Here is a 25,262-nt window from a genome sequence, read left to right as displayed (position 1 = left end):
AAATCGCCTATTATTGTGTTCGGTTTTTCGACTACATTGGGCCCACTCGCCGTCCCCGTTCCAAATGTGATCGGTTTTTCGACTACATTGGGACGGATGGCCTCATTATGGCCACTCCATTACATTTATCTCTGATTGTTCGGTACGAACGCAACGTCCTACCTTATCGCGTTAATGAAATGGAATTAGTTCTTTAATTCTGTTACTCTCCTAATCCTTACCGGCCGCTACAAGCCGGCCGTTCTTCCATACCGCTTGAATATCCAGGGCTACGCCGTTCCTGCGGAAGCCGATCAGATCCGCAGGCCTACCTGCGGTAAGTCCGGCAGCCTGCGGGAGCCCCAGCAGCCGGGCCGGGTGAAGTGAGGCGCAGTCGATGGCGTCCTCCAGCGGTGCCAGCCCGGCCCGGGCCAGGTAGGCCACCTGGTCCGCCAGCATCATGGCTGATCCGGCCAGCAGCTGCGGATGGCCGGCCAGATGCAGCCGTCCCTCCGGCGTCAGCACCACGTCGCCGCCGATATGCAGCCGGTAAGCGCCCGGCGCCATGCCGCTCAGCGAGACGGCATCGCTGACCAGAATCGCCCGGCTCTGCTTCACCCGCAGAATCACCTTCAGCAGCGTATCCGGCAGATGGCAGCCGTCGGCAATCATGCAGCCGTACAGCTCATCGGCAGCTAGTTGCTCCCACAGATAGTGAGGATGGCGCGGCAGAGTAAGATGCGTACCGTTGCCCAGATGAGTAGACATCACCGCCCCTGCAGCCACTGCTTGCCGGATCTGCTCCGGTGAGGCCGCCGTATGTCCGATGGAGACCCTCACGCCGGAAGCTGTGCATCTGGAGATGAAGGCTGCGGCTCCCGGCCATTCGGGCGACACGGTAATGATCCGGATCAGCCCCGCCGCCGCCTCCTGCCAGCGGCAGAAGGCCTCCCAATCTGGCGGGCAGATATGCTCCAGGGGATGCGCGCCTCTCGGACCGTCCTCCGGCGACAGGAACGGCCCCTCCAGATGAATGCCTGCAATCAGCCCGGCGATATCCGGCTGTGTCCGCACGGCTTCAGCAATCACGGATGCTGCCTGGACGAGCTGGTCCGACCCGTTCGTAATCAGGGTAGGACAATACGAGGTAACTCCCCGGGCCAGCAGGCGGCGCGAGAGTCCAGCCACGGTCTCCGGTGCAAGCGGCAGCGTATTGAAGTCAAGCCCCCAGCCGCCGTTCACCTGCAAATCAACCAGCCCCGGCGCAAGCCAGGGCCAATCGGCCATATGCGGACTCTCGGCCAGGGTATGAACCGCTTCAATGACGCCACCGTTAACGTGGACCTCGAGCGGCAGGCCGGTTCTGTAATGTCTTCCCGAGATCACACCGTTCATGAGCCGAAGGCATCCCGGTCGGTAAACAGTGTAATGGCGGGATGGGTCCGCAGTAGGCTCGCCGGGCACGCAGTGCTGAGCGGGCCATGAAGCGCAGCCTGCAATGCGTCCTGCTTGGCCGTGCCGGGAACAATGGCGAACAGGTGATGTCCTGCCATCAAGGCGGGGACGGTCAGCGTCAGCGCATGAGTAGGTACATCGTCCAGGCTGGCGAAGCAGCCGTCGTTCACCTGCTGCGTCCGGCAGGCTTCGTCCAATTCGACCGCTTTAACAAGAAGCGGATCGGCGAAATCGGCTACAGGCGGATCATTGAACGCAATATGCCCGTTCTCCCCGATGCCGAGACAGACGATATCAATAGGAGCTTCATTCAACAGCGCTGCGTATCTCTGGCACTCCTCTTCAATATTGCCCGTCCGGCCCAGCAACTCGATCCGTCCGGGATTGACTCTGCTGAACAGCCGTTCCTGCAAGTAGTTCCCGAAGCGCTGTGGCGCGTCTTCCGTCAGGCCGATATATTCATCCATATGAAAAGCATGCACCCGGGACCAATCAATTCCCTGCTCCTGCACCAGCCCCTCATACAGCTCATTCTGTGACGGAGCTGCGGCAAATACAATGCGAACCGGAGCCTGGGACTTCCCCTGCAAGTCTCTGATTCGCTGCCCAACTGCTCCTGCCGCCGCCGCTCCCATCTCACTGCGGTGGTGATAAACCAGAACACGCATACGTTCCACCTGATGCTCATCTGCCGGAGCCATACTTTCATTCATAGCTACGTCATCCCTCCTTATTGGGTTGTGGCAGGGACGGGGGCGGCCCCTGCTTGTTACACTCATCCAATTACGATCTTCTCGTTACTCTCTTTCACTAAACTCATCCAGTTCTACTCTTCCTGTCACGCTCTGTCTAGCGCATCCACTCGGTTACAACCCGCTACTCACCATCAAATATGGCTTGTTATCCGAATTCTCAGAACTGCCCAGCGTTACAACGATTCCCGTGGTATTAGGGTCGCTCCACTGAAAGGTCGGTGTAAGTCCAGCCGCCGCTGCCGCGACAACATAAGCGGTCACATCCGCGCTATACCAGCCGGCCCCGGTGACCCGGACCGTTCCGAGATTCGTTCCGCCGCTGACAGGCCGGTTATTCCAGGTGATGCCGCTCTCGGTCCATTGCGCTCCGGTGTAGCCCTTTAGTGCAAGTGTAACCGGGACAGCCGGGGCAGCGGTGACATACACGTTAAGGGTTACGGACTGCACCGCCGTTCCAGAGAGATTCAGTTCCGCCTTCATAAAGGCGACACGGTCTCCTCCACCCTGTGCATTTGGAAGATCGGCAACCTCCAGCACAGGCTCCTGCCCGAAATTAGTCGAGGGCTGATGTTCATGGACATAGGCATCCATGGTCACCGGGATCACCGGATCTGCCGGAGCACTTCTCTCGATATTCAGTAGATAGAGATCTGCCGTTCCATCTTCGTGGTACACCAGGACCGACACATCAGCAGGCTCTGACCCGATCGTAACGGACGCGGCCGTTCCCGATGCCACGGGCAGTCCATTTACAAGCGCTGCATCCGAGGCCTTGGCGGTAACCGGTGTGACCTGCAGCGAAGTTACATTGCTGTTGACTGTTACGGTATAGGATTTGTCACTTGCAGAGAAGGGCTTGTCCCACTCTCCTGCCGATAACGTTAATCCGCTAAGCCCTCCATGCGGCAGCAGCGCGGTGGTGTGCGGAAGGTCATGGGCGCTGGCATAATAATATCCGGCAGCCTGAACTCTTCTCGGCTCGAACCCGGCCTGACGGTTCTGGGCAATCGCCTCTGAAGTGAAGGCAGCCCGTCCATCCGCTCCTGTAACAGCCGCCGCGTAACGGCCTGCCGAATAGGTGAACCGGCCTTCTATAGCGGCCCCTGCGAGTACCGCCCCTGTGGTATAGTCACGCACTTTCATGGAAGCTGCCGCAGCGGTTCCAGTATATGATAGCTGCATATCTGTCACGATCATCGGCTTCAGCGCCGTACTTCCGGTGACCGCTGACACTTCGCTGGAGACCGGCCCGATATTGCCCGCCAGATCACGGGCGGCGATGCGGTAATAATAAGTGGTATCCGGGAGCAGCCCCTTGTCCTGATAATTCAGGCCCCGGGCGAGTCCGGCAATATCCGCAGAGGTTGGCGTGAAGCCGGATACTGTGCTGCGGTAGATGATGTAGCGGTCAACCTCTAAGTTGTCAGTAGCCATTCCGTAATTCAGCCTTATGCTCTGATAGTCACTGGCAACAGCGGTTGGCGTACCCGCAGGTGCAGATGGTACTTCATGGTCTTCCGGCGCTGTCCAGAAGACGCCGCCCGGTCCCCAATATGAAGGTAATGCCCGGTAGGAATCATAATGATGGACAGCGATTCCGCCGAAAGCGCTGCTCTGCCCGGAAGCGGCGTAGACCTTGTCCAGCTCTGCTTCCATGTGGCTGCGGCCTTCCTCCTGGAAGGTGATGGTCTCCGGGTCACCGCTGTTTGCAATATCCAGCGTCTCTACCCCGATGACTACAGAATTCGGCTTGCCGATCGCCTCGGCATAAGCCAGCTCACCAGCTGCGCCGGCAATGATGCCCGCTGTGCCATCTGCGGAATCCCGGTAATCCATGATCGAGATATAATCGGAGATATCCTGGATATGCTCGGACAGCCATTTCGTCGTGCCGTTCCACAGAATATTCGCCCCCTGCTCGGAGGAATCATACCATTTAGGGACAGCAGGGCCGAAGGGCAGCCGGATACCGGCTGTATCCCGGCGGTCAATCATTTTTTGAAGACCATCCAGATACTCCTTTTGCAGGAACTTGCTCGGGTCTTTGAAGTCCGGGGAGATATACGGCTCGATGTCCACATTGATTCCATCGAACTTCTCATCCGCATCCGCCGCAAGATTGTAGTTGATAATCTGCTCGATCTCACGTACGGCATGACTATGGTAGCGCTCATAAGCGCCCATATAAGCCGGGGAGGTTCCGCCCGCGACAAGGGCATGGACGCTTAAGTTCCGCTCATGCGCCCAGCGCATGAAGGAGCGCAGCTCGTCTTCCTGCTCCTCCAGCGCCCTGTAGCCCGCGTAGTTGCCCACGGCCAGATACAGGGTCGTCACCGGCTCTGATCCGAAGGTTGCGGTGTCCGTAACGAAGGACTCCAGCACCTCCCGCGAACCCGGATTCAGCAGCAGCTTATAGCTCTCCGGCTCCCAGATCCACATGGCCCGGTCCTGATCCGGCAGAGGAAGCGCCGGCTCATGCGTGCCTGCACCGACCTGCGCATAGACGGTCGGGCTATAGCCGTAGCGTCCGGGAGCATTCGTGGCCCGCGCCTCCAGGCTGATCGTGCGGTCACCGATGCCCGCCGTATTCCAGGCATATACATATTCCGTGCCGTTATAAGCGGCCTGCTGCCACGGTCCCCGGTTCACCCGGACCTGCACGCCCGAGACCGGCGTAGCCGATTCTGCCTGAACAGTGACCGCCACCTGTCCGGTCACGGCAATGCCCTCATCCGGACCCGTAATCGTCACCACTGGCGCAACGCCTGCCGGGTTGTTCACCTCAAGGGTGACGGACGGACTCCACACCCCGTAGCGGGTGGTGGTATCCAGCCCGCGGGCCACCAGCTCCACCGGACCGTTATACCGTGAGGTGTCGAGCGTATAAGACCAGGTGCCGCTGTCATCCCCGTCCGGGTCATCCAGCAGCGCCTCGAACTGGGCCGTCCCGTTCACGTACAACCGGACATCATACAGTCCGGTATAGGTGCCGCTGACCTCCACCGGCCCGCCGGAGGAGACATATCCCCCGGGCGGTTCATCCAGTGTAATGGTGCCTGCGGCCCGGGCTGTGCCCGGAACCGCCACTGCTGAGAGTACAACAATCAGACCTAGCACCGATAGAATCCATCCAAGCCGTTTACCAAAGCCTTGCAGCCTTTGCTTCATAAGCGCCGCCTCCTTTAATGGTCAAGCGAATACCCTGATTGCCTAGCCTGTGCTTCAGCGTTTCTTCCCTGCGGTCAGCACCCGGTTACTTGCTGCCTAATTGAATATTCTGAACGCGGTCGTAAGCTTCCTTATATGTCGCGAGCAGCTTGTCTACTCCGAGATTGTTAATCTCCTCGACATACTTATCCCAGTCCGCCAGCTTACGGGAACCGGTCACGAACTTGGCAAAGCTCTCATCACGGTGCTTCTTGATCGCCTGTCCGGTGATCGAGATGACTTCATTCTCCTTCTCGGTGAAGGCCGGACGCGGCTGCATGTTGGCCGGATCGTATTTGACAGCCTCTTCATAAGCGTGCTTCAGGTCATCCGAGAACAGGGACAGATGGGCGTTGAAGTCAATCCACGTATAGGTTCCGCTGGTCTGAAGTCCCGTTGCTTTCCGCATTTCAATCACATCGGTGAATTCCGGCTTGAACTTGATCGTCTCGCCTTCCTTCACATACGTCTCGCCTTCCACACCCCAGCTGCTGAGCGTCCGGCCGTCCTCCGAATAGAAGAAGTCCATGTACGCCATGATATCCTCGATATTCTTGGAGGTCGAAGCAACCGTCAGACCGCCCTCCATGTAATGGAAGTAAGGATTCAGCTGTTTGCCGCCCTCAAGCCCTGCGGGAGGAGCCAAGAACTGCATATTGAATTCAGGATTCTCCTTGCGCATCGCATTATTGAAGAAGTCCACACGGCTGATATAATCCACGGTTACAAAAGACTTGCCGGTAGACACCATGTCCTGCCACTGCTTGGTCTGCAGCGAGAGGAAGTCCGGCGGAATCAGCCCTTCATCGTAGAACTGCTTCCACATGCCGACCATTTCCTTGTAGCTGTCCTCTGTCGGCCCATAGCGCCATTCTTTTGTATCAAAATCGTAGTACGCCCCTTCGCCTGTTCCATAGTTGACCGTCATGTTCGTGTTCATCTCATCGGGAATCTGGCCGTAACGGACCGACAGCGGGTAGCTGTCCGGGTATTTCGTCTTGAGCATCTTCAGAGCCGTATGCAGCTCATCATAAGTCTTGGGAGCCTGAATGCCTTCCTTCTCAAAAACATCCTGGCGGTACATCCAGATCATGCGGTTCGTCTCCCCGAAGCCCTGGTTCGGGAACATATACATCTTGCCGTCAGCGGAGAGCGCCGCCTTCGCCTCATCCGGGTATTGCTTCATCCAGGCGGTCAGATTCGGCAGCTTGTCCATGTATTCCATCAGGTCCACGAGTGCCCCCTGCTGGCCGAATTTGTTCGATTCCTTGCGGTTGGGCATATACATCAGATCCGGCAGCGCATTGGAAGCCACCGCCAGGTTCAACGCTTCAGCCAGCTTCCCGGAAGGTGTCTGCACCTCCAGCGTGACGCCGGTCTGATCCTTGATCCAGCCCCAGACCGGCCAGTCCTTGGAATAAGGGAAGGTGGCATTGTTGTCCAGCAGTGCGGTGAAGGTGTGGGCCTGCTTCGCTTCCGCAGTGGCAGCTCCAGATTCTCCGCCCGGTGCAACTGTGGCAGCAGGTGAGGCATTATTGTTATTGCCCCCGCTGCAGCCGCTCACCAGGATTGCCGCTGCCGCGAGGGGCAACATTACAGACTTCCATTTGTTCATTCTTCATCTCTCCCTTAAGTAGTAGTTATGGTTCAGACCGGTTCAGCCCTTCACTGCACCGATCATGGCGCCTTTGACAAAATACTTCTGAACAAACGGATACACCGTGAGTATCGGTAGCGTAGAGACCATAATCGTTGCATATTTGAGCGACTCTTCAACGACCTGGTTGTCTCCCCCGATTCCGGTCACATCCCCCGAGCTTGCGCTTCCCGCCAGCACCAGATTGCGGAGCAGCACCTGTAGCGGGAACAAATCCGGGGTACGCAGATACAGGAGCGGATAGATGAAGTTATTCCACATGCCCACTGCGTAAAATAAAGCAATAGTGGCGAAGGAAGCTTTCGACAGCGGAATGATGATGCGCATGAATATCCCGATATCATTCAATCCGTCGATGCGCCCGGATTCCTCCAGCTCCTTGGGAATGCCCGAGAAGAAGGTGCGCATCAGAATCAGATTCCAGGTGCTGACCGCGCCCGGCAGGACCATGCCCCATACGGTATCCACCATATTCAGGGAGCGGACCACGAGGAAGGTCGGGATCATCCCGCCGCTGAAGAACATCGTCACGACGATCAGCATCGTGAAGGTCTTGCGCAGCGCCATATCCCGGCGGGAGAGCGCATAGGCCCCGGTAGACGTAACCACCAGCGAGATCAGCGTGCCGAGCACGGTGTAGATCAGCGTGTTTTTATAGGCCGTCCAGATCTTCGGGTCTCCAAGCACCAGCTCGTACATCTTCACATTGAAGCCCTTGGGCCAGAACGAGACCGTGTTCTTGATGACATTGATATCGCTGCTCAGAGACACCGCCAGCATGTGCAGGAACGGATAGAGCGTAATCACCACAACGATCATTAGAAAGAACGTGCTGACAATATTAAACAAGGATATTCTCGGTGATCTCATTACCACACCTCTTCTCTACCATAGACTTGTCTCGCTGACCCGGCGGCTGATGTAATTGGCGCTATAGATGAAGATCAGGCTGATGATGCCCATGAACAGGTCGATCGAAGCGCCATAGCTGAAGTTCCCCTGCTCCATTCCGACCCGGTACACATACGTGCTGATGATGTCGGCCGTATCGTAGATCGCCGGGTTCTGCATGAGGAACACCTTCTCGAAGCCAATCTCCAGCACCTTGCCGATATTCAGAATCAGCGTGATGACAATCGCCGGTGAGATGCCGGGCAGCGTGACATGCCATATTTTGCGCATCCGGCTGGCCCCGTCCATGTCGGCTGCTTCATAGAGCTGGGGATCAATCGCCGTTAATGCCGCCAGATAGATGATGGTCTCCCAGCCGATATGCTGCCAGATCTCCGAGAGGACATAGATCCCCCGGAACATCCCCGGCTCATTCATGAAGTTAATCGGTCCAATCCCGAACGTGCCCAGCAGATTGTTAATCAGGCCGCCGGTCGGCGACAGGAACATAATGACCATGCTCGCCACAATGACATTCGAGATGAAATGCGGCAGATAGCTGACCGTCTGCACGAACTTTTTGAACGCGGCCTTACGGACTTCATTCAGCAGAATGGCCAGGATCACCGGGGCAGGGAAACCGAACACCAGCTTGTACAGACCCAGGAGCAGGGTATTCTTCATCAGCGGCCAAAAGTCAGGATTCTCAAAAAACATCCGGTAATACTTCAGCCCCACCCAGTCGCTGGCCCAGATTCCTTTAAACAGATTATAATCCTTAAACGTAATGACGAGGCCGAACATCGGCGCATACCGGAAAATCAGATAATACAGCAGGCACGGCAGGAACAGCAGCCATAGCGTTTTGTTATGGTTCCAGGTCCGCAGCAGACGCCCTTGACGCCGGTAAGGATCTTTCATTTCCTTTCGCAAGTTGTCTTGTACTACACTCGTTTGAGCCATAGGCATTCCCCTCTTGTTCTTAATGATGGCAGCTCGCTGAATGTCAGCTAACTTCCCCTCTGTTTCCGGGGTTTGTCTCCGAATTATAGCGGCAAGTCTTTGGGAAGCGCTATCAGCATGTTATATATCTTTTCGCCTTATTTGCGTATTTCCCTAGAATAGCGTATAAATCAGCAAAAGTGCATATTGTGCGTGTCAGCTTTGGGCCGCTATGATAGGATAAAACGATAACCAAGCGGCTGCACCTGAAGGGGGAATACATATGAAGAGACCGCTTACCAGCCAATTTGCCCTTAGCGGCCTGTTCGTTAAGCTCATGCTCAGCTTCCTGAGCGTCATCCTGCTGCTGGCTTCATTCAATCTGTTCTCTCATCTATATCTTAGCGGGAAGGTCTATCAGGAGGTGGTCCGGCAGAACGAGCAGAGCCTGAAGCAGACGGTGGAAGGGTACGAGAATCACTTCCGGCTGACGCAGAATATGATTCTGGCGCTGACCCAGTCGGATACGTGGACAGCCAACCTGGGCATTCTCAGCCATCTGAAGGAGAACCGGCGGTATGATATTCTCAACGAGGTCAAATCGGATCTGATGACGCTGTACGGGAATCCTTTTCTGCATATTGAGAATTTCATTCTGTACTTCAAGGCGGAGGACTATGTTCTTGAGAAAGAGGGACTGAGTACCGCGGCCGACATGTTCGGCAAATATTATTACAGCGGGGAGTATCCGGCGGACTTCTGGAGCGGCCAGACCATGGACAACCAGTATCTGAAGGTCCTCCCTGCTGCTTCTTTTACGGAAACAACAATGAGCTCCACGCGTGCGCTCGGGCGGCTGATGCCGGTCATGATCAAGGCGATTCCTTATGAAGAGGTCTACGGCATTGTGATGCTGAATCCGCAGCGGCTGGAGCAGGCGTACGGGGATGCCGGGAAGAATCCCTTCTATATAATGGATGCGCAGGACCGGCTGCTCTTCTCCACCGCAGAGACGGAGCTGCCAGCGCTGGAGTATGCCGTTACTACAAGCGCTCATGAGCGGATCGGGGACAACTATTATTTCTATCAAAAAGGGGCGCAGACCGGCTTCACCTACGTCCGGGTCACCGAGGTTGCCGCCATTGCGAGCGGGCTGCGCGGTATGCGGGTGCTGCTCGCCGTTCTGCTCGCTGCTGCGGTGCTGGTCAGCCTCCTGTTCTCCCTCCTGTTCAGCTACCGGCTGAACCAGCCGCTCCAGCGCCTGATCGCCGCGTTCGACCGCAAATCGGGCAGCGTCCCCGGCAAGGTGAGCAGCGTCAAAGAGTTCGCCATTATCGGCGACCGCCTAAGCTCCATCCTGGAGAACAACCGGTTCATCCAGAACGATCTGGCACACAAGAATTCGCTGGTCCGCCAGTATGCTTATACCCATAAGGTGAAAAATATTCCGCTGAACGCAAGTCTGAGCGAGCTGGAGGATGCGCTGCATTCCGAACGGCCGTATGCCTCCATTCTGTTCAAGCTCAGCTTCACCCGCCTCCCGGAGGAGACGGAGAAGCATACACTGGCGTTATGGCAGCTGATTCAGCGCCTGTTCACCGGGGAGGAATCCGAGAACGTCGCCTTGCAGCCGGAGCAGGATCTGCTCTTGCTGCTGCTCTTCGATCCCGGTCCGCAGAGCGCCATTCTTCAGGTACTGGGCACGCTGCAGGAGCTGCTGGCAGAGGAGCGTTCCCTCTACCTCACGATAGCGGTCAGCCCGGTGTATTCGGGCGAAACCCCGTTCACCGATGCATACCACAACTTGTCGGAGCTGCTGAAGGAACGCAGACTGAACGGGGAGACACAGATCATCGTGGAGCCGCGGGCCTCGTCGGCCAAAGCGTTTCATCTGAAGGTCACCCATGGAGAAGAGCTGCATAACCTGCTGCAGTCCGGCAGCGAAGAGCCGGTCTTCGGCTGGATAGACCGCCAACTGGAGCAACTGTCGAATAAGGATGCCGCTGCGGAGGATTTCCGGGCTTTTGCTGCGGGAGTGGCAGAACAGACAAGCAAGACCGTCATGAAGCTGAATCTGCCGGAGCTTGAGATGGGGCTGGTCGCGGCCCAGTCCGGTGAGCCGTTCGCCGCCTTCTATTCCACGCAGCAGTATAGTGAATGGCTCCAGGAGCTGGTGACTCCAGTGCTTGCGGCGATCCGCAGCGGCTCGGAGGCCCGGGACCCGGTCATCAGCTTCGTGCTGGAGTATCTGGACAAGCATTACGGTGAGGATATCAATCTGAACATTGTAGCCGACAAGCTGAATCTGACCTCCGGCTATCTGTCGAGCATCTTCAAGGAGAAGACCGGCATTAACTTCAGCGAATATCTCAACACGCTGCGGATCGAACGGGCCAAGGAGCTGCTGATGAACATCGACCTGCGCATCCAGGATATCGCACTTCAGGTCGGCTACCAGAACGTGAACTCGTTCATCCGCATGTTCAAGCGTGCCTCCGGCCTGACCCCGGGTGAGTACCGTAAGCGGGCTGGCGGGGATAATCACAGTTAAGCGTTTATCGGACGGTGACCCCCGGTTTCAGCCGGAAATCTTCATGGGCAGCGTCCTTGAACTGCGGATCGGCAAACTGCGAGCTGGAATCGTTCCCCGTGCCGCGCTGATACAAGGCGAAGCCGGGGTATTCCTTCTTTTTCCATACCCATACAGCCTGATCTGCCCCTCCTTCTGCATAATAAAGGTTGCCGTCCACCGTATTCTTGCTGTTGCTCGTATATTCGTTGCTGATCATAACGCCGGAATCACCTGCTACGATAATATTGCCGGTAATGACATTACCGCTTAAGTTAGCTTGCAGATACAATTGGCCATTACCGTCGCCCAGCAGGTCGTTCTTGTACAGCGTATTCAACTCAACAATGCTATCGCTGGTGCCTCCACGCCCCTCATCATAACCGCCCATTGCAATGCCGGTCAGCCGGTTGCGGTAGATCAGATTGTCTTTGACCGTAATATCACTGGTTAGCCTTCCCTTGTGTTCAGAAGCAAGTTCAAGGCCTATATCATTATCATACAAGCGATTCTGCTCCACCCGGATTGATCTTCCTCCATCGATGTAGATTCCGCCCGCCGAATGGCTGTTATTCGGTACAGGGTTCCCATAAGACGGATTAAGATTGGATGAAATCCCGTATACTACATTTCCTGTGACCGTCCCGTTACGCGCCTGATCCACCCGCTCGTCTCCGGCCGTTCCCTCAAACCCGATCAGGTCGATCCCGATGTTGTCACTGTCATGAACGATATTGTTCGTAATCTCAAAAGTATCCACATTGCCGTTCACGACCAGCGCCTCACTTGAACCAAGCACCAAATCATACAATTCATTACCATTAATAATAAGTCCTTGCAGGGCTTCTTTCGCTTCTGTTCCGTATACCGCTATACCATGGGCATCCCTTCCGCTAAGCCCGTCCCCTTCAGGCTGGGCAGTATTGGCTATGGAATGAATACGGTTATTGAGCACAGAGATGTCCTTTCCCGAACCGTGAATATAGATAGCTGCGGGAATTTCACCAATGGCGGCCGTCTTGTAATTGCGGATTTCCAGTTGCTGAATCGTTACATAGCTTGCCTGATGGATCTCGACCAGACCCTCTAAGCCGTTAACCGGCAGGCCTTCGCCGTCAAGAACCGCCGTCTCATTCGGATAACCGGCGAATACGACTGGACCGGCATCCATTGAGCCTCCCTTAGAGATGTGCAGCTTCTGGTGGTACACGCCTCCGCGAATATAGACATAGCTTCCCGGCACCGCGAGGTCCGCAGCTTGTTGAAGCGTCTTCCAGGGAGAATCTATGGTCCCCTGATTACTGTCAGCTCCATCGACAGCGACATAGTAAGCGTTGGCCTTATTTGGCTGTGGCGCTGTATTGGACTTCGGAGCCGGAGCTGTACTTTGCGTGTATTCCGGCTTAGCTTCAGGCGAAGTTTGAACTGACAACGGCGTGTTTGGGGCGCTGGAACATCCGGGCAATAAGATCAAGCTAAGCACAATAGCCGATCTCCAGAGATGTCTTCGCATAGATATTACCTCCCCTAGCTTATTTATTATCCTCGATCCATATAAACACGGATGAGCGCATCCATATATTGCATGACTTCGGTGGTCATCCCGTATACCTTTTCAGACTTACTCTCCTGCGGAGTAAAAGTTCAGAGTCAAGCCTGGGATCACCTATCGTCACCTGATTCTTGAGCAAACAAGTGGAAAAACGTACCTTAAATTACCGCTTTCCGTAGGAATTACTGAAGCAAGTGGAAAAACAGCATCTCATAATGCTGTTTTTCCCGCTTTTCTAAATATGAGAGAAATTAAGTGCTGTTTGTCCAACTGCTGTCCCGCCATGATTCATTCGTATATCAGCAAGTGGACAAAATCCAACTGTTTGCCGCTAAGCGTAACGACCCGCGCCCATGCCCCTATCCATGCCCGGGGCTCTAACCTACTTGCCATCAAGTCATATCATCCCGCAGCGCATCAATGATATTCTCCCGCTTGATTGTGCTGACCGAATACAGCATGGTAACGAATACGATCAGGAGCACGCTGATTACACTGATGCCGATGCTGGCCCAGGGGAAGACATAACCGATATTGTCCGCGCCGCCGATGAGCATGCCCCGGTAGATCAGCCAGGAGCAGGCCAGCCCGATAGGTAGCCCGAACAAGAGCGCGCGCATACCATAAAAGGCACACTCGAAATTCATCATCTTCTGGAAATTGCGGTCGGACATTCCCACTGAGCGGAGCATCGCCAGCTCCCGGCGGCGCAGCTTAATGTTCGTCGAGATCGTATTGAACACATTGGCAATCGCGATCAGCGAGATCATGATAATGAAGGTATAGGCGAACACGTTGATGATGAATATCGTATTGCGGCTCTCATCCATCATCGCATACACATTATACAGCTTATATTCATCCGTAATTTGCGCACCCTGGATCGTCTTCTCCATCTCCGCGACCGACTGTGCCGGATGCTTGGAACGAAAGGTCAGGCCCTTCACTGCCGGCGGACTGTCCGCCGTCTCAAACTTGCCGATGAGTGAATAAGGAGCGATCATCCGGAAGAAGAACGGTTGACTAGAGGCGGGGCTTCCTGTAACCGGTAGGGTATCCGGCGGTACAGTCTCTACGAACGTAACCGTTACGTCATGCCCCTGCCCAATCTTCGACCCTCCCTCTGATTCGGGGGCAATGGTCAGGGTAGAGGATGATCGCTTGAACAGATTACGGAACTCGTCAACCTCCTTCAGCCGCTTATCGTCGGCAGGACTCATCGATTTGGCAACGGCGAGTAACTTGGCATCCGGACCCGTATATTCCTCTGCAGACAAGCCCAGTCCTTCGAGAATCTTCAGGTAGGCCTTGTCATCCAGAAACTGCAGATCGACGGGCAGTGATACCTGCTCATCCGACCGGCCCGGCGAAGGAGCACCTGTTTTTCCTGTTTTTCCTGCATTTCCTGCTTTTCCATCATTGACTGCTTTCCCCAAGTCCCCCTCTTTGCCCCAATAGGCATCCGAGAGCTCGCTTGCCTGGGCTGTCCCCGTCACTTTCAGCAGCGTCTGGTAAGAGCTCTCATAGATGCCGCCTGCGGTTCTGAGCTTGTCGTAGAGCGCCAGTATTTCACTGTCTTTCATAGTTGGTGTGGCGAAGCCGATATCATAGTTGGTGAACGCTACCGCCTGTTCCGACATCTGCTTCAAATCAGTGACAAAAGCGCTGGCCGATATAAACAGCACGACGCTTAACATGAGCGACAGCACAATGCTGCGGTAGCGTTTCTTGTTTCTTTTGAAATTCTTAAGTGCAAGGGTGCCTTCGAGACCGTAGATACGCTGCGCCCGGCTGGACGTCTTCACGGCCTTGGCTTCAACCTTGACCTCGTTCGTCTGGCGGATACTCTCCATCACGGGAGTGCCTGCCGCCTTCCTGGCCGGAATGTAAGCCGAGATCAGAATCGTAACCATACTTAGCGCTGCCGCACATGCAATGGCCGGAACAGACACCTTCAAGCTCAGCGGTACACCGGAATAGAGAATATTTCCGAAGTTCCTGGATACGGCCATTAGCACAAGTCCCATGCTGCCTATTCCCAGGAGAATGCCAGCCGGTATTCCGGCCGCACCAATACACAGACCTTCGAACAGCACAGAGTTACGCAACTGCTTCGCCGTGGCTCCCACCGATGAGAGAATGCCAAACTGGCGTGTGCGCTCATTCAGGGAGATGGTGAAGGCGTTGTAGATCATGAAGATCGAACCGGTCACAATAATAAAAGCGACGATCCCACCAACCGTGTACAGTAGAGCAGTTAGCAACCCGCTGCTTGAGACGCCCATGAAGCGCAGCACATTATCGTTGTAGATGTAAGCATGGCCTGAAGCGGTGCTGCTGGCGTAAGCCTTCACTTCACGCGGATGCTTCAGGGTAACATATAAGCTGAAGCTGTCCGCCCGCTCTGACGGATCGGCTCTGGTAATCAGGGTATAGCCTGGTGCAGCGGATTCCTCAAAAGCAGGCCTTGCGCAGATTCCGACGACCTTGTAGGTTCGCTCTGCCCGGGGCACCAAAGCTTCAGCGGCCTTATCCGCCTGATAGGCATCATGCTGGTTCAGCCGCTGGTTGCCGTTCATCCGGTCTCCCACAGCCAGTGTGAGCATGTCGCCTTCCGCGAACTTGATTCCGCCGTTCGCCGCCAGATGTGACGGGACTAGAATCTCACTGCTGTTATCCGGCATTCGGCCGGAGACCAGAGTGACGGGCAAGATACCCGGGGCAGCTTCGTCTTCACTTACGCCAGCAATGAACAGATAAGGCTTATCCGGGTTCTTCCCGCCGCTAAGTGCCGCATAGCCAATATTTTCGAAGGATGCTGTACGGGCTACGGCCTGATCGTGTGTCCGTTCCTGCAGGAAGGAGGAATCCACAGCCGGGAACCCGATGTGCCAGCCGCCGTATTTGGCAATGGAGCCCTTGATCATATAGCTCTGCAAGGATACGGCGAAGGTGGAGACAGCAGTGATCATAGCAGTGGATAGGATTACTCCGATAATCGTTACAATGGTCCGCGTGCGGCTTTTTTTGAGGCTCTGGAGGGTAACCTTGTTGAAAATATTCATGGCCGTACCCGTTCGTCCCGCACAACCCGGCCGTCTGAGATGCCGATAATCCGGTCTGCCTGGAGGGCAATATTCTCGTCATGCGTAACGATGAGCAGGGTCTGCCTATACTTCTGATTGCTTAATTTCAGCAGATTAATAATCTCATGTCCATTCCGGCTGTCCAGGCTGCCTGTGGGTTCATCCGCCAGCATGACCGCCGGGGCATTCATCAGCGCGCGTCCGATGGATACACGCTGCTGCTGTCCGCCCGAGAGCTGATTCGGCAGATGCGTTCTCCGGTCCGTCAGCCCCAGCAGCTCAAGCAAATCGTTCAGCCGCTCCTCGTTGACCTTGCGTTTGTCCATCAGAATCGGCAAGGTGATATTCTCCACCACATCCAGCGTGGGAATCAGATTGTGGAACTGGTAGATCAGCCCGACCTGCCGCCTGCGGAAGATCGCCAGCTTGTCATTGCTCTGCGCATATACATCCTGTCCGTCCAGATAAACGTTGCCGCTTGTCGGCACATCGACTCCGCCGATGATGTGAAGCAGTGTAGACTTCCCGGAGCCGGAGGAGCCGATGATCGCCGTGAATTCCCCCTTCTCAATCGTCAGAGACACCTCGTCCAGCGCCGTAACCCGGTTATCTCCCTTCCCGTAGACCTTGCTCAGCTTGTCAATTCTCAAAAACTCCATGCTGCAATTCTCCCTTCACCTGATCTATCCCTATCATAGAGCCGCAAGCTTACATCTCTGTGACTTTCAGGTGAGAGATCCGTCACTTAGGGAAACGAAGCCTGAAAAGCGCACCGCCCTGCGGGTGATTGTGTGCGGTGATGCTCCCTCCCTGCCGGGTAATAATCAGCTTGCAGAGGGCGAGGCCGATTCCGTACCCTGCATGATTAGGGTTACTGCCGCGATAGTACCGGTCGAACAGCCGGGGGATTTCTTCCTTGCTGAAGCCCGGGCCGTTGTCATGCACCGTAAGCTCGGTGTACAGCGGATTGTCTGTGCAGACCAGCTCAATCTTCCCGTTCTCCCCTGCGCTTTCCAGGCAATTCTTCAGGATATTCAGGATCGCTTCCGGAAGCCAGGCCGGATCGCCTTGGATCACTACTCCTGAAGGACAATCGATCCTTAAGTCTACATTGCGCAGCTCCATCTGGATCAGGAACGGACGAACAGCGGTGCGGAGCAGGTCGTTAACGGCGATAGGCCCGCTTTGAAATACGACAATACCCGCATCCAGGCGGGATAGCCTGAGCAGAGAGGTAATCAGCCAATCCATCTGCATCAGCAGCTCCTCTGTCTCCCGTATAAAAGCTTTCCGCTCGTCTTCCGCAGGACTATTCGCAAGCAGCGTCATAATCAGGTTCACCGAGGTGAGCGGAGTACGGAGCTGGTGGGCGATGTCAGCCAGGGAATCGGCAAGATGGCCCTTTTCCTTAATCAGCTCGAGGTTCTGATCCCGGATGCGCTGCGTCATTTTGGTAATCTCGCTATGTAAGATGGATAACTCGCCCTCTTCCGAATCAGCGATGAACAGATGGTCCGTATTATGCAGCACCCGGTCAATTTCATCGGACAATCTCGCCAGGCTCCTGTATCTGGCCCGGGTAAATCCAACGAACGCTGTGCCAAAAGTAGCAGCACAGCCTATGGCCAGGACGCCCGCTGCCGTGTTCATGACGAATCCAGCCGTTACAGCGGCAGCGGCGAGGAGGAGGAACACCACGGCAAACTGCCGGACCTCTCTATTGCGCAGCATCGCTGCCCCCCAGCCGGTATCCCGTCCCCCGCACCGTCAGGATGAGCTGCGGGCTTGCCGGATCACTCTCGATCTTCTCCCGCAGGCGCTTGATGTACACGGTCAGCGTGTTGTCATTAACAAATTCGCCCGCTGCGTCCCACAATTCATCCAGCAGTCTGCCCCGTGTAATAATGGTTCTGGGATTGTTCACAAATACGAGCAGCAGCCGGTATTCCAGCGCGGAGAGGAATACCTCCCGGCCGTTTTTTTTCACAACTCCGCTGGCCGGATCAACATGCAGCCCGCCGAGATCAAACGCGGACCCGGAGCGCCCGCTTTTTCGCAGAGCCGTGCCCATCCGCGCGATCAGCTCCCGTGGCCGGAACGGCTTGGTGATGTAGTCGTCCGCCCCCATATTCAGCCCGGTCACCACACTCGCCTCGTCGCTCGAAGCCGTCAGGAAGATGACAGGAATGTCCTGCTCCTCCTTGATCTCCGTGCATACCGTAAAGCCATTGCCGTCCGGCAATGAGATATCAATTAGCGCCAGGTCAAACATATGTCCGTCAAGCGCAGCCGCTGCTTCCTTGCGCGTAGGCGCGTGCGTGACAGTGAACCCCTCCGAGTGAAGCAGCAGCACCAGGTTGCGCGCAATGGCCGGATCGTCTTCAACCAGCAATATTTGTGTCATATTTAAGGGCCTCCGTTGTAGCCTGTTATGTATAAAAAGGTACTCTTATTAAGAGTACCTGTAAAGAAATCATTAAATTAATACTAGGCAGCCTGCACCTGATCCGGCGCCTTATGCTTCATGATCGGCAACATCATGAGTGCACCCAGGAGGAACAGGAGTCCAGCCCCGCTGTAGATGGTACTGAGCGGCAAGGCGCTCTTCAGCGCACCGGCGAACGACATGGATACCACCATCATCCCAACGAACATCGGATTCAGCACTCCGTTGACCCGGCCGACAATGGAGCTATTAGACCATCTCAGAATCATCGTACTGATCCCGATATGAATGCACGGGAACATCAGCCCGTTCAGGAACTGCACGGTCAGCGTGAGCGGAACGCTTGTTGAGAACCCGACAATGGTCGTACATATGGCACCTGCCAGCATCCCCATGGCGAGCAGCAGCTGGGGCGGAACCTTTTTGGCGAAAGCGGCCACGAGCCCTCCCCCGATCAGCATGGCTGCACCGTTGACCATAAGCATGTATTGCAGGAACTCCTTGCTTCGGCCAAGCCGCTCTGTGACGATGAACAGATTCAGTGCCTGGGATACACCAACAGCAAGTCCGGCCAGTACAAACGCAAGTCCGAGCATCCGCAGCACCTGGCTCTGCCAGACATAACGGAAGCCTTCGGTGAAGTCCTTACGGAATTGCCCTTTCGCCGCAACTGTCCCGGCTTCCATATGATCCTCCGGCAGACGGATAAGCACGAGCGCCGACAGCAGAAAAGCAACGCCCATTACGGCAATGGAGATCTCAAGGCCGAAGGTGCTGTATACGAAAGTGCCTAACATAGGTCCGAGAACCATGAAGATGGCCATCAGCGATTGGAAGAGCGCCATCCCCTGCTGCAGCTGTTCCTCCGGTACATGGAACTTAAATAACCGCATACTGGAAGGCTGTGAGAACTGCGACAGTATGGCCGAGATGAAGGCAACCAGATACACGGATTCCCACGAACCGAAGTGAATGCTAAGCAGAACGGCGAACACCGATACCGCAGACAGGGAATCGCACCAGATCATCGTCCGCTTCGGCCGCCACCGGTCTGCAAAGGTTCCTCCAATGAAGGAAAAAACAAAGATAGGCGCAAATTCAGCTACGCTGATCAGCGAAATGGCGTAGGGATCATTATGGGTCCGCTCCGCAACATAGAGCAGAATCGCGAAATTACGCACCCAGATCCCGATCTGCAGCAGCACGCTGGATAATAAAATCGTCTGCAGAAAGCGATTACGGAACAGGCTTGGTTGATTTGCGCTTTGGTCATGCTGATTCAATCGTTTGACCCCCTATTTATCGATAAAATACGCTCAGCTTCTTAAGGCGGGGTTCTCCTTTCACTCTCTATATTATAAGGAGCGGACCGCGATCTTGAAAGCTATAAATGCAGGAACAGACGGGGTCAAGCGACTCCGAAATATTCCTTCAGCCCCGCTACGACAGCAGCCGCTACCCGGTTCTGGAAATCGTCGGAGAACAGGATGGCTTCCTCGGCGGCATTGGACAAGAAACCAACCTCCAGCAGCGTAGCGGGCATGTTGGAATATTTCAATACGATATATTTGTTGTATTTAACCTTGCGGTCCGGAAAGCCGGTGGTCCCTTGCAGATGTCGATGCATGATATCGGCGAAGGCTTTACTCTCCTGGCTGTAATAATAGGTTTCGGTTCCCCGCACCTTGGGCGACCCTGTGACAGAATTGCCATGGATGGAGACGAAGGCATCGGCCTGCAGCTCATTGGCCATCTCTGCCCGCTGCTTGTTGGGCGGATAGGTATCCTCACGGCGTGTCATCACAACATTGAACGCCGGCTCCTGCAGCAGCAGGCGCTCCACCTTCAAGGCTACGCTAAGGTTGAAATCTTTCTCCAGCTTCTTCGTAATGCCGATCGTTCCCGGGTCCGCCCCCCCATGGCCGGCATCAATAACAACGGTCTTCTTCCCGTTGCCCGGCTGGACCGGCTCTGCCGGAGGCAATTCGGCTGTGGCAGAGCTCAGATCGACGACCAGGAGCCGGGAGGCGGCATCCTCCTCGATGTAACTGGTATACTTCGTATCCGCAGAGAGCGCAATCACAATCCGCAAGGTGGCGGCGTCCGGTTCGAATAGCCCGTAATACAGCTTATTGACATTGGGAACGCCGGTAACGGTCTGCTCGCCGGATTGGGTGCGGCTATCCCACGATACCGTCTGTAAGAAATCTGCGGAAAAGGTCGTTCGGGGCAGCTCCACTACAATCTGCAGCGGTTCGTTTCCGGTATGTACAGACGGCTGGACATCGCCGGTAAAAGCAAGCATCAGGCGGTCATCGCTGAAGCTGAGACTATGGACGGTGGAAGTCGCCGCGGCTGCGGCGGACAGGGGCACCGGCTGGTCCGGGACTTCAGGGCTTGCCGGAGCAGGAGTGATGGCCGGCTGCTCCGGCGGAAGCGGGGCTGAAGTCAAGCCCACCACCTTGAGACTGTTGTCCCAGCTCACCTGGATACCCATGGCTTCGCTGATGAACCTTAGCGGAACCAGCGTGGTTCCGTTACGGTTCCGGGGAGCGGTGGCCAGCGAATGGGAGGCCCCATCGATCAGGGCTTTCTTTTGGCCGATCGTCAGCACTATACTGCCGGATTCCTTCGGGATGGTTACGGTTCCAACCTGTTGATTCCAGAGGACCCCCATTCCCATATTCTCCGCAATGATCCGCAAGGGAACCATCACACTGCCGTTGATCAATTCGACTTTGTCTTTCTTTTGCATAGGGATTGCTTGCCCGTCCAGTATTATGGTCGGACTTGTCTTCACAGCGGCACTGGCCCGCCCGTTGAGCGGGAAGCATAAGAATAGGACAGCCAACAGGAGGAACCAACTACATTTTTTCATACGTGCATCTCATCCATTTCATCTAATTTGTAGAATTGCTGATTCTTAAATTAGACTCCAATAATTGGAATAGGTTGCGAAATTGAGCATTTATAATTAGTTATATCAAGTGGAAACGGGTTTGCCATCCTTTTAAAGGACGGTACCGTTTCAGCGAGAAATAGAAGGATAATTATAGCGCGAAGCATATAAATTCTTATCTTTCTACGAAAAAACGGCACCCCGAGGGGCGCCGCACTATAGTATTCCATTCTCCCTACTGGGCTTGCTTCAATTGAACGGTCTTCATGTATTCCTTGAATTCCTCGACGATTTCTTTGTACTTCGTATGGTGCAGGTAATGGGAGCCTACCATTGGGATCAATTTACCCTGTGCAGACTGCTTCGCCTGCTCCTCATGCAGCGGAATCCACTGCTTGTTGTTCTCGTTATTGGATTGTGCGAACAGCAAGACCGGAAAATCCTGCGGGTATTTCAGCTTTGAGCCGTTTTTGAAATTGGAACCAAGGTGGCTAAGCTCATTCATCAGTGTGGAGTTATTGCCGTGTACATTGGTGATCAGTTTCATCTGCTCTTTGGTATGCTCATCATAGTCAAGCGATTTAAACGAATCTCCGCTGAGCTTCGTTAGCAGCCGCATCACACCTGAATCCTTGGCAAACTTCATGGCCTTCAGCGGCAATTTCACATCCATGCCTGGCTGATTGGGCACACTACTGTCAATTCCTACGAAGGCTTGAACTTCATCCGGATAAGCATTTACATATGATACAGCATAGAGTCCTGTAATGGAATGTCCCATCAGAATATAACGCTTCAGACCGAGCTGCTCCACAGCCTCATGAATTTCACTGATGATATTCTCTGTCGTTCTTTCTTTATCCGTCCCATCGCTCAGGCCATAGCCGAGAGGCTCGATGGCTACGACTTTGTACGAAGGCGTCAATTGATCTATCAGCGGCTTGAAATCAAGCACAGGCGAAGCGGTTCCTTGCCCCGGCAAGAGAACGATAGTCTGTTCACCGCTGCCTTGAATCAGCACATTCATCTTTTTCCCGTCTACATTGACGTATTGCCCGTACGATTCGATCTTCTTCTTCTCTATCCCGTTACTGATGACATTAACGATAAAGGTGATGCCTATGAACAGCACAAGCACTCCGATAATGCCTCCTAATATTTTTAACCATAATTTTCGTTTCTTGCGTCCCTTTTCAGGTCTATTTATTTCAGCGGTTTCTGCCATGTCCATCTTCTCCTGTTCTTCTATCTGTAGATTCGCCTTAGCGGTATATGAAGAGTGTATCTGCTTAAGATGTCCTCAACATGACGGCATTATGAACGGAGTATGAACTTGGCTATTTTAATTCAATCATTCGGGATCAATCCATCCCCACAATAGACCAGTTATGATCTACTTCCGGTATGATCGTCTGACGCTCCCGGATGTAACGGACCAGCAACTCGCGGACGCTGCAGTCCGACTCCCAGTGCTTGACGGCGCTGACCAGTCCAGAGGCTTTCAACAGGCTGCTGTAGCGGTAATTGTTAACGGCAAGCTGTAGCTCGTCCGTATCGGCGAGCGTTCTGCCCCGGTAGGCCAGATGGATGATCCGCTGGCCTACCGGCTGCGAGATATCGATCTGATAATTAATTCCGGCGAACATATCGTAGAGGTAGCTCGGCACCTCGGGATCGGCGGCAATATTCGTATCTCCTGGCCGCCACTGCCGGAAATGGGCAGCCGAAGCTTCCATATAAGCCTTCAGCTCCTTACCGGTGACCCTAACGACATACAGTACATTGTCAAAAGGATAAATGCGGTAGACGTCTGCATACGTCAGCGGTCCCTGCTTCAGATCCGCCTTGTCGTTGAACAGGCTTGTAGCGGCAACATCCGCTCCGCTGGCCTCCAGCATGGCACGCTGGATCAAGGTAATGACCGCCGTATCCTGCACTCGTCCCGCCGGCAGGCCGGCAGTCTCTTCAGGTTGGAAATCAGCAGCCGCATAGCCCAAAATGCCGCCCTCTCCCTCTATGGAAGGGCCTCCGCCGCCATCGGCGATGAACCGGAGGGTCTCTTCATGCGCCTCGGCAACCAGACTGCGCAATTCCGGGTCCGGCGCCCAGCCGCTCATGTCTACCACCGTGACCTCGCGGCTCACAACCTTGGGTTGCCCGTTGTCCAGCTCCAGTGTCAGGTCGAAGCGTACAACTTCCCTTCCCCGGTCACGCGGTCCTCCAATGACCGTACTCCCAATCCGCTGGTTCACGGTAATATGCATATGGCCGACCAGCAGCACATCTGCTTCAGGAACCAGCTCCGCAATCCGTCCGGCGGCATCCGAGCCGCCCTCTTCATCGAACTCTGCGACCATACCCGCATGGGCGCTGATCACAATCAGGTCCGCCTTCCCTTCCGCGCGGAGGGAGGCGGCAATTGCCTGCGCGGTCTCGGCCATATGTCCGAACCTTAGGCCCTCCACCTTACTTCCATCCCAGCGCGGAACGTTGGGATTCGTCAATCCGACGACCGCAATCCGGATGCCTTGCTGCTCAAGGATTACATACGGCTCTGCAAACGTTCTGCCTTCTGCATCCCAGACATTCGCCGCGAGCACCGGGAAGCTCAGCTCCTGCTTGATTCGCTCAATCAGGCCAAGGCCGAAGTTAAACTCATGATTGCCCAGCGTCAGCGCGGCATAGCCCATGGCATTAATTGCCGCCGCAACCGGATGCCTCTCATCCTGCCGCTTATTGTAGACATCGTCAGTCAGCATATTCCCCTGAAAGATGTCACCGTTATCGATCAGCAGAATCTCCGTCCCGCTCTCTCTAAGTTCGCGGACGTAAGCGGCTACTCTGGCGAGCCCGTCATTTACGGTATCGAGTCCGTCTTCATAACGGTAGCCCCACAGATTGCCATGAACATCCGAGGTAGCGATAATCACGATCTTGCGCAGGTTACGGCTTGCTGCCGGTTCCATCATCTCGTTCACCCTTCTTCCGTCTCATCATTTCAGAATTGCGCCTGCGGTGAAGCTCTTCTCCATCTGGTCGCTGAACAGCACATAAGCGAACAGAATCGGCAGCGTAGAGATCACCATGGCTGCGGCCAGCGGTCCCCAGCTAATGCTGTACTGGCCGCTGAAGTTCATCAACCCGAGCGGCAGCGTCCGCAGCGATTCCTTCTGGATGAAGGTTGCCGCCATCAGCAGCTCATTCCACACAGCGAGGAACACGAAGATCGCAACCGAGGCCAGCGGCGGCTTCAGCAGCGGCAGCACGACTTTGAAGAAGGACTTCACCACCCCGCAGCCGTCGATGAACGCAGCCTCCTCCAGCTCCTTCGGCATGCTTCGCAGGAACGCCGACAGCATATAGACGCCAATCGGCAGATTCACAGCGATGTACGGCAGGATAATCGACAGGCGTGAGCTGAGAAGGCCGAGATTCTTCAGGATCATGAACAGCGGAATCAGCGTAGCATGAATCGGCACCATGACCCCCATAAGCAGAATGAACAGAATCAATCCGTTATATTTGAATCTCATCCGTGTCAGCGCGTAGGCCATCATCGAAGCGAACAGCAGCACGAACAAGAGGGTAATCAGCGTAGTTGACACACTGTTGAAAAAGTATTGATTCACCTTGGCGCTTACCCAGGCTTCTGAGAAATTGCTGAACCGCCATTCTGTAGGGAGCGCCCAGACTACTCCACCGATAATCTCCGAATTGTCCTTAAATGCACTTACCACAAGCCAGTAGAGCGGGAACAACTGGAGGACGGCAATGAGGCCCATCAGTAGATAGATGCCAGTGTTTTTGGTACTCTTCAGCATGTC

At 55.0% G+C, this 25,262-nt stretch carries 17 protein-coding genes; 1 reads left to right on the top strand and 16 read right to left on the bottom strand.

Features of this window, described 5'->3' with window-relative positions; all coding sequences use genetic code 11:
• Positions 1–210: 210 nt before the first annotated feature.
• The 6 genes from MKY86_RS14905 to MKY86_RS14880 form a co-directional block, all read right to left on the bottom strand.
• Positions 211–1,374 carry an N-acetylglucosamine-6-phosphate deacetylase gene (locus MKY86_RS14905; protein ID WP_076075295.1) on the bottom strand — a complete coding sequence of 388 codons (1,164 nt, stop codon included), beginning with the start codon at positions 1,372–1,374 and terminating at the stop codon, positions 211–213.
• The gene (locus tag MKY86_RS14900; RefSeq protein WP_143803556.1) at positions 1,371–2,147 is read right to left on the bottom strand and encodes a 6-phosphogluconolactonase; all 777 of its coding nucleotides are present in this window, start codon (positions 2,145–2,147) and stop codon (positions 1,371–1,373) included. The genes MKY86_RS14905 and MKY86_RS14900 overlap by 4 nt, the downstream gene beginning before the upstream one ends.
• 153 nt (positions 2,148–2,300) lie before the next feature.
• Complete coding sequence (locus tag MKY86_RS14895) at positions 2,301–5,357, bottom strand: CBM96 family carbohydrate-binding protein (protein WP_076075297.1); 3,057 nt, start codon at positions 5,355–5,357, stop codon at positions 2,301–2,303.
• Positions 5,358–5,442: 85 nt separating this feature from the next.
• On the bottom strand, positions 5,443–7,011 hold the full coding sequence (locus tag MKY86_RS14890) for an extracellular solute-binding protein (RefSeq protein WP_076075300.1): 1,569 nt from the start codon (positions 7,009–7,011) through the stop codon (positions 5,443–5,445).
• A 42-nt stretch (positions 7,012–7,053) separates the two neighbouring features.
• On the bottom strand, positions 7,054–7,923 hold the full coding sequence (locus MKY86_RS14885; protein ID WP_036726904.1) for a carbohydrate ABC transporter permease: 870 nt from the start codon (positions 7,921–7,923) through the stop codon (positions 7,054–7,056).
• Positions 7,924–7,938: 15 nt separating this feature from the next.
• The gene (locus MKY86_RS14880) at positions 7,939–8,865 is read right to left on the bottom strand and encodes an ABC transporter permease (RefSeq protein ID WP_051478139.1); all 927 of its coding nucleotides are present in this window, start codon (positions 8,863–8,865) and stop codon (positions 7,939–7,941) included.
• A 304-nt stretch (positions 8,866–9,169) separates the two neighbouring features.
• On the opposite strand from MKY86_RS14880, the gene MKY86_RS14875 reads away from it, so the two are divergent.
• Complete coding sequence (locus tag MKY86_RS14875; protein WP_076075318.1) at positions 9,170–11,437, top strand: helix-turn-helix transcriptional regulator; 2,268 nt, start codon at positions 9,170–9,172, stop codon at positions 11,435–11,437.
• Between the two features lie 4 nt (positions 11,438–11,441).
• On the opposite strand, the gene MKY86_RS14870 is transcribed toward MKY86_RS14875, so the two are convergent.
• The 10 genes from MKY86_RS14870 to MKY86_RS14825 all read right to left on the bottom strand — a co-directional run bounded on the left by MKY86_RS14870 (position 11,442) and on the right by MKY86_RS14825 (position 25,259).
• Positions 11,442–12,968 carry a NosD domain-containing protein gene (locus MKY86_RS14870; protein WP_076075320.1) on the bottom strand — a complete coding sequence of 509 codons (1,527 nt, stop codon included), beginning with the start codon at positions 12,966–12,968 and terminating at the stop codon, positions 11,442–11,444.
• Between the two features lie 431 nt (positions 12,969–13,399).
• Positions 13,400–16,072 carry an ABC transporter permease gene (locus MKY86_RS14865; RefSeq protein ID WP_076075323.1) on the bottom strand — a complete coding sequence of 891 codons (2,673 nt, stop codon included), beginning with the start codon at positions 16,070–16,072 and terminating at the stop codon, positions 13,400–13,402.
• Positions 16,069–16,752 carry an ABC transporter ATP-binding protein gene (locus MKY86_RS14860; RefSeq protein ID WP_036726914.1) on the bottom strand — a complete coding sequence of 228 codons (684 nt, stop codon included), beginning with the start codon at positions 16,750–16,752 and terminating at the stop codon, positions 16,069–16,071. The genes MKY86_RS14865 and MKY86_RS14860 overlap by 4 nt, the downstream gene beginning before the upstream one ends.
• Positions 16,753–16,834: 82 nt before the next feature.
• The gene (locus tag MKY86_RS14855) at positions 16,835–17,824 is read right to left on the bottom strand and encodes a sensor histidine kinase (RefSeq protein WP_076075326.1); all 990 of its coding nucleotides are present in this window, start codon (positions 17,822–17,824) and stop codon (positions 16,835–16,837) included.
• On the bottom strand, positions 17,811–18,497 hold the full coding sequence (locus MKY86_RS14850) for a response regulator transcription factor (RefSeq protein WP_076075328.1): 687 nt from the start codon (positions 18,495–18,497) through the stop codon (positions 17,811–17,813). Before MKY86_RS14850 ends, MKY86_RS14855 begins: the two co-directional genes overlap by 14 nt.
• Before the next feature lie 83 nt (positions 18,498–18,580).
• Positions 18,581–19,822 carry an MFS transporter gene (locus tag MKY86_RS14845; RefSeq protein WP_076075331.1) on the bottom strand — a complete coding sequence of 414 codons (1,242 nt, stop codon included), beginning with the start codon at positions 19,820–19,822 and terminating at the stop codon, positions 18,581–18,583.
• Between the two features lie 125 nt (positions 19,823–19,947).
• The gene (locus tag MKY86_RS14840) at positions 19,948–21,417 is read right to left on the bottom strand and encodes an N-acetylmuramoyl-L-alanine amidase (protein ID WP_076075333.1); all 1,470 of its coding nucleotides are present in this window, start codon (positions 21,415–21,417) and stop codon (positions 19,948–19,950) included.
• A gap of 256 nt (positions 21,418–21,673) precedes the next feature.
• Positions 21,674–22,663 (bottom strand): alpha/beta fold hydrolase, encoded by a 990-nt coding sequence (locus tag MKY86_RS14835; RefSeq protein WP_076075336.1) that lies wholly within the window; start codon positions 22,661–22,663, stop codon positions 21,674–21,676.
• Between the two features lie 136 nt (positions 22,664–22,799).
• Entirely contained in the window at positions 22,800–24,407 is a 1,608-nt protein-coding gene (locus MKY86_RS14830; RefSeq protein WP_076075338.1) for a bifunctional metallophosphatase/5'-nucleotidase, read from the bottom strand.
• Positions 24,408–24,431: 24 nt separating this feature from the next.
• Entirely contained in the window at positions 24,432–25,259 is an 828-nt protein-coding gene (locus MKY86_RS14825; RefSeq protein ID WP_076075341.1) for a carbohydrate ABC transporter permease, read from the bottom strand.
• Between the last annotated feature and the right edge of the window lie 3 nt (positions 25,260–25,262).

This window comes from Paenibacillus sp. FSL R7-0333 (assembly GCF_038000365.1).
Classification (GTDB): domain Bacteria; phylum Bacillota; class Bacilli; order Paenibacillales; family Paenibacillaceae; genus Paenibacillus_AQ; species Paenibacillus_AQ silagei.
This window is presented reverse-complemented; position numbering and strand designations above follow the sequence as displayed.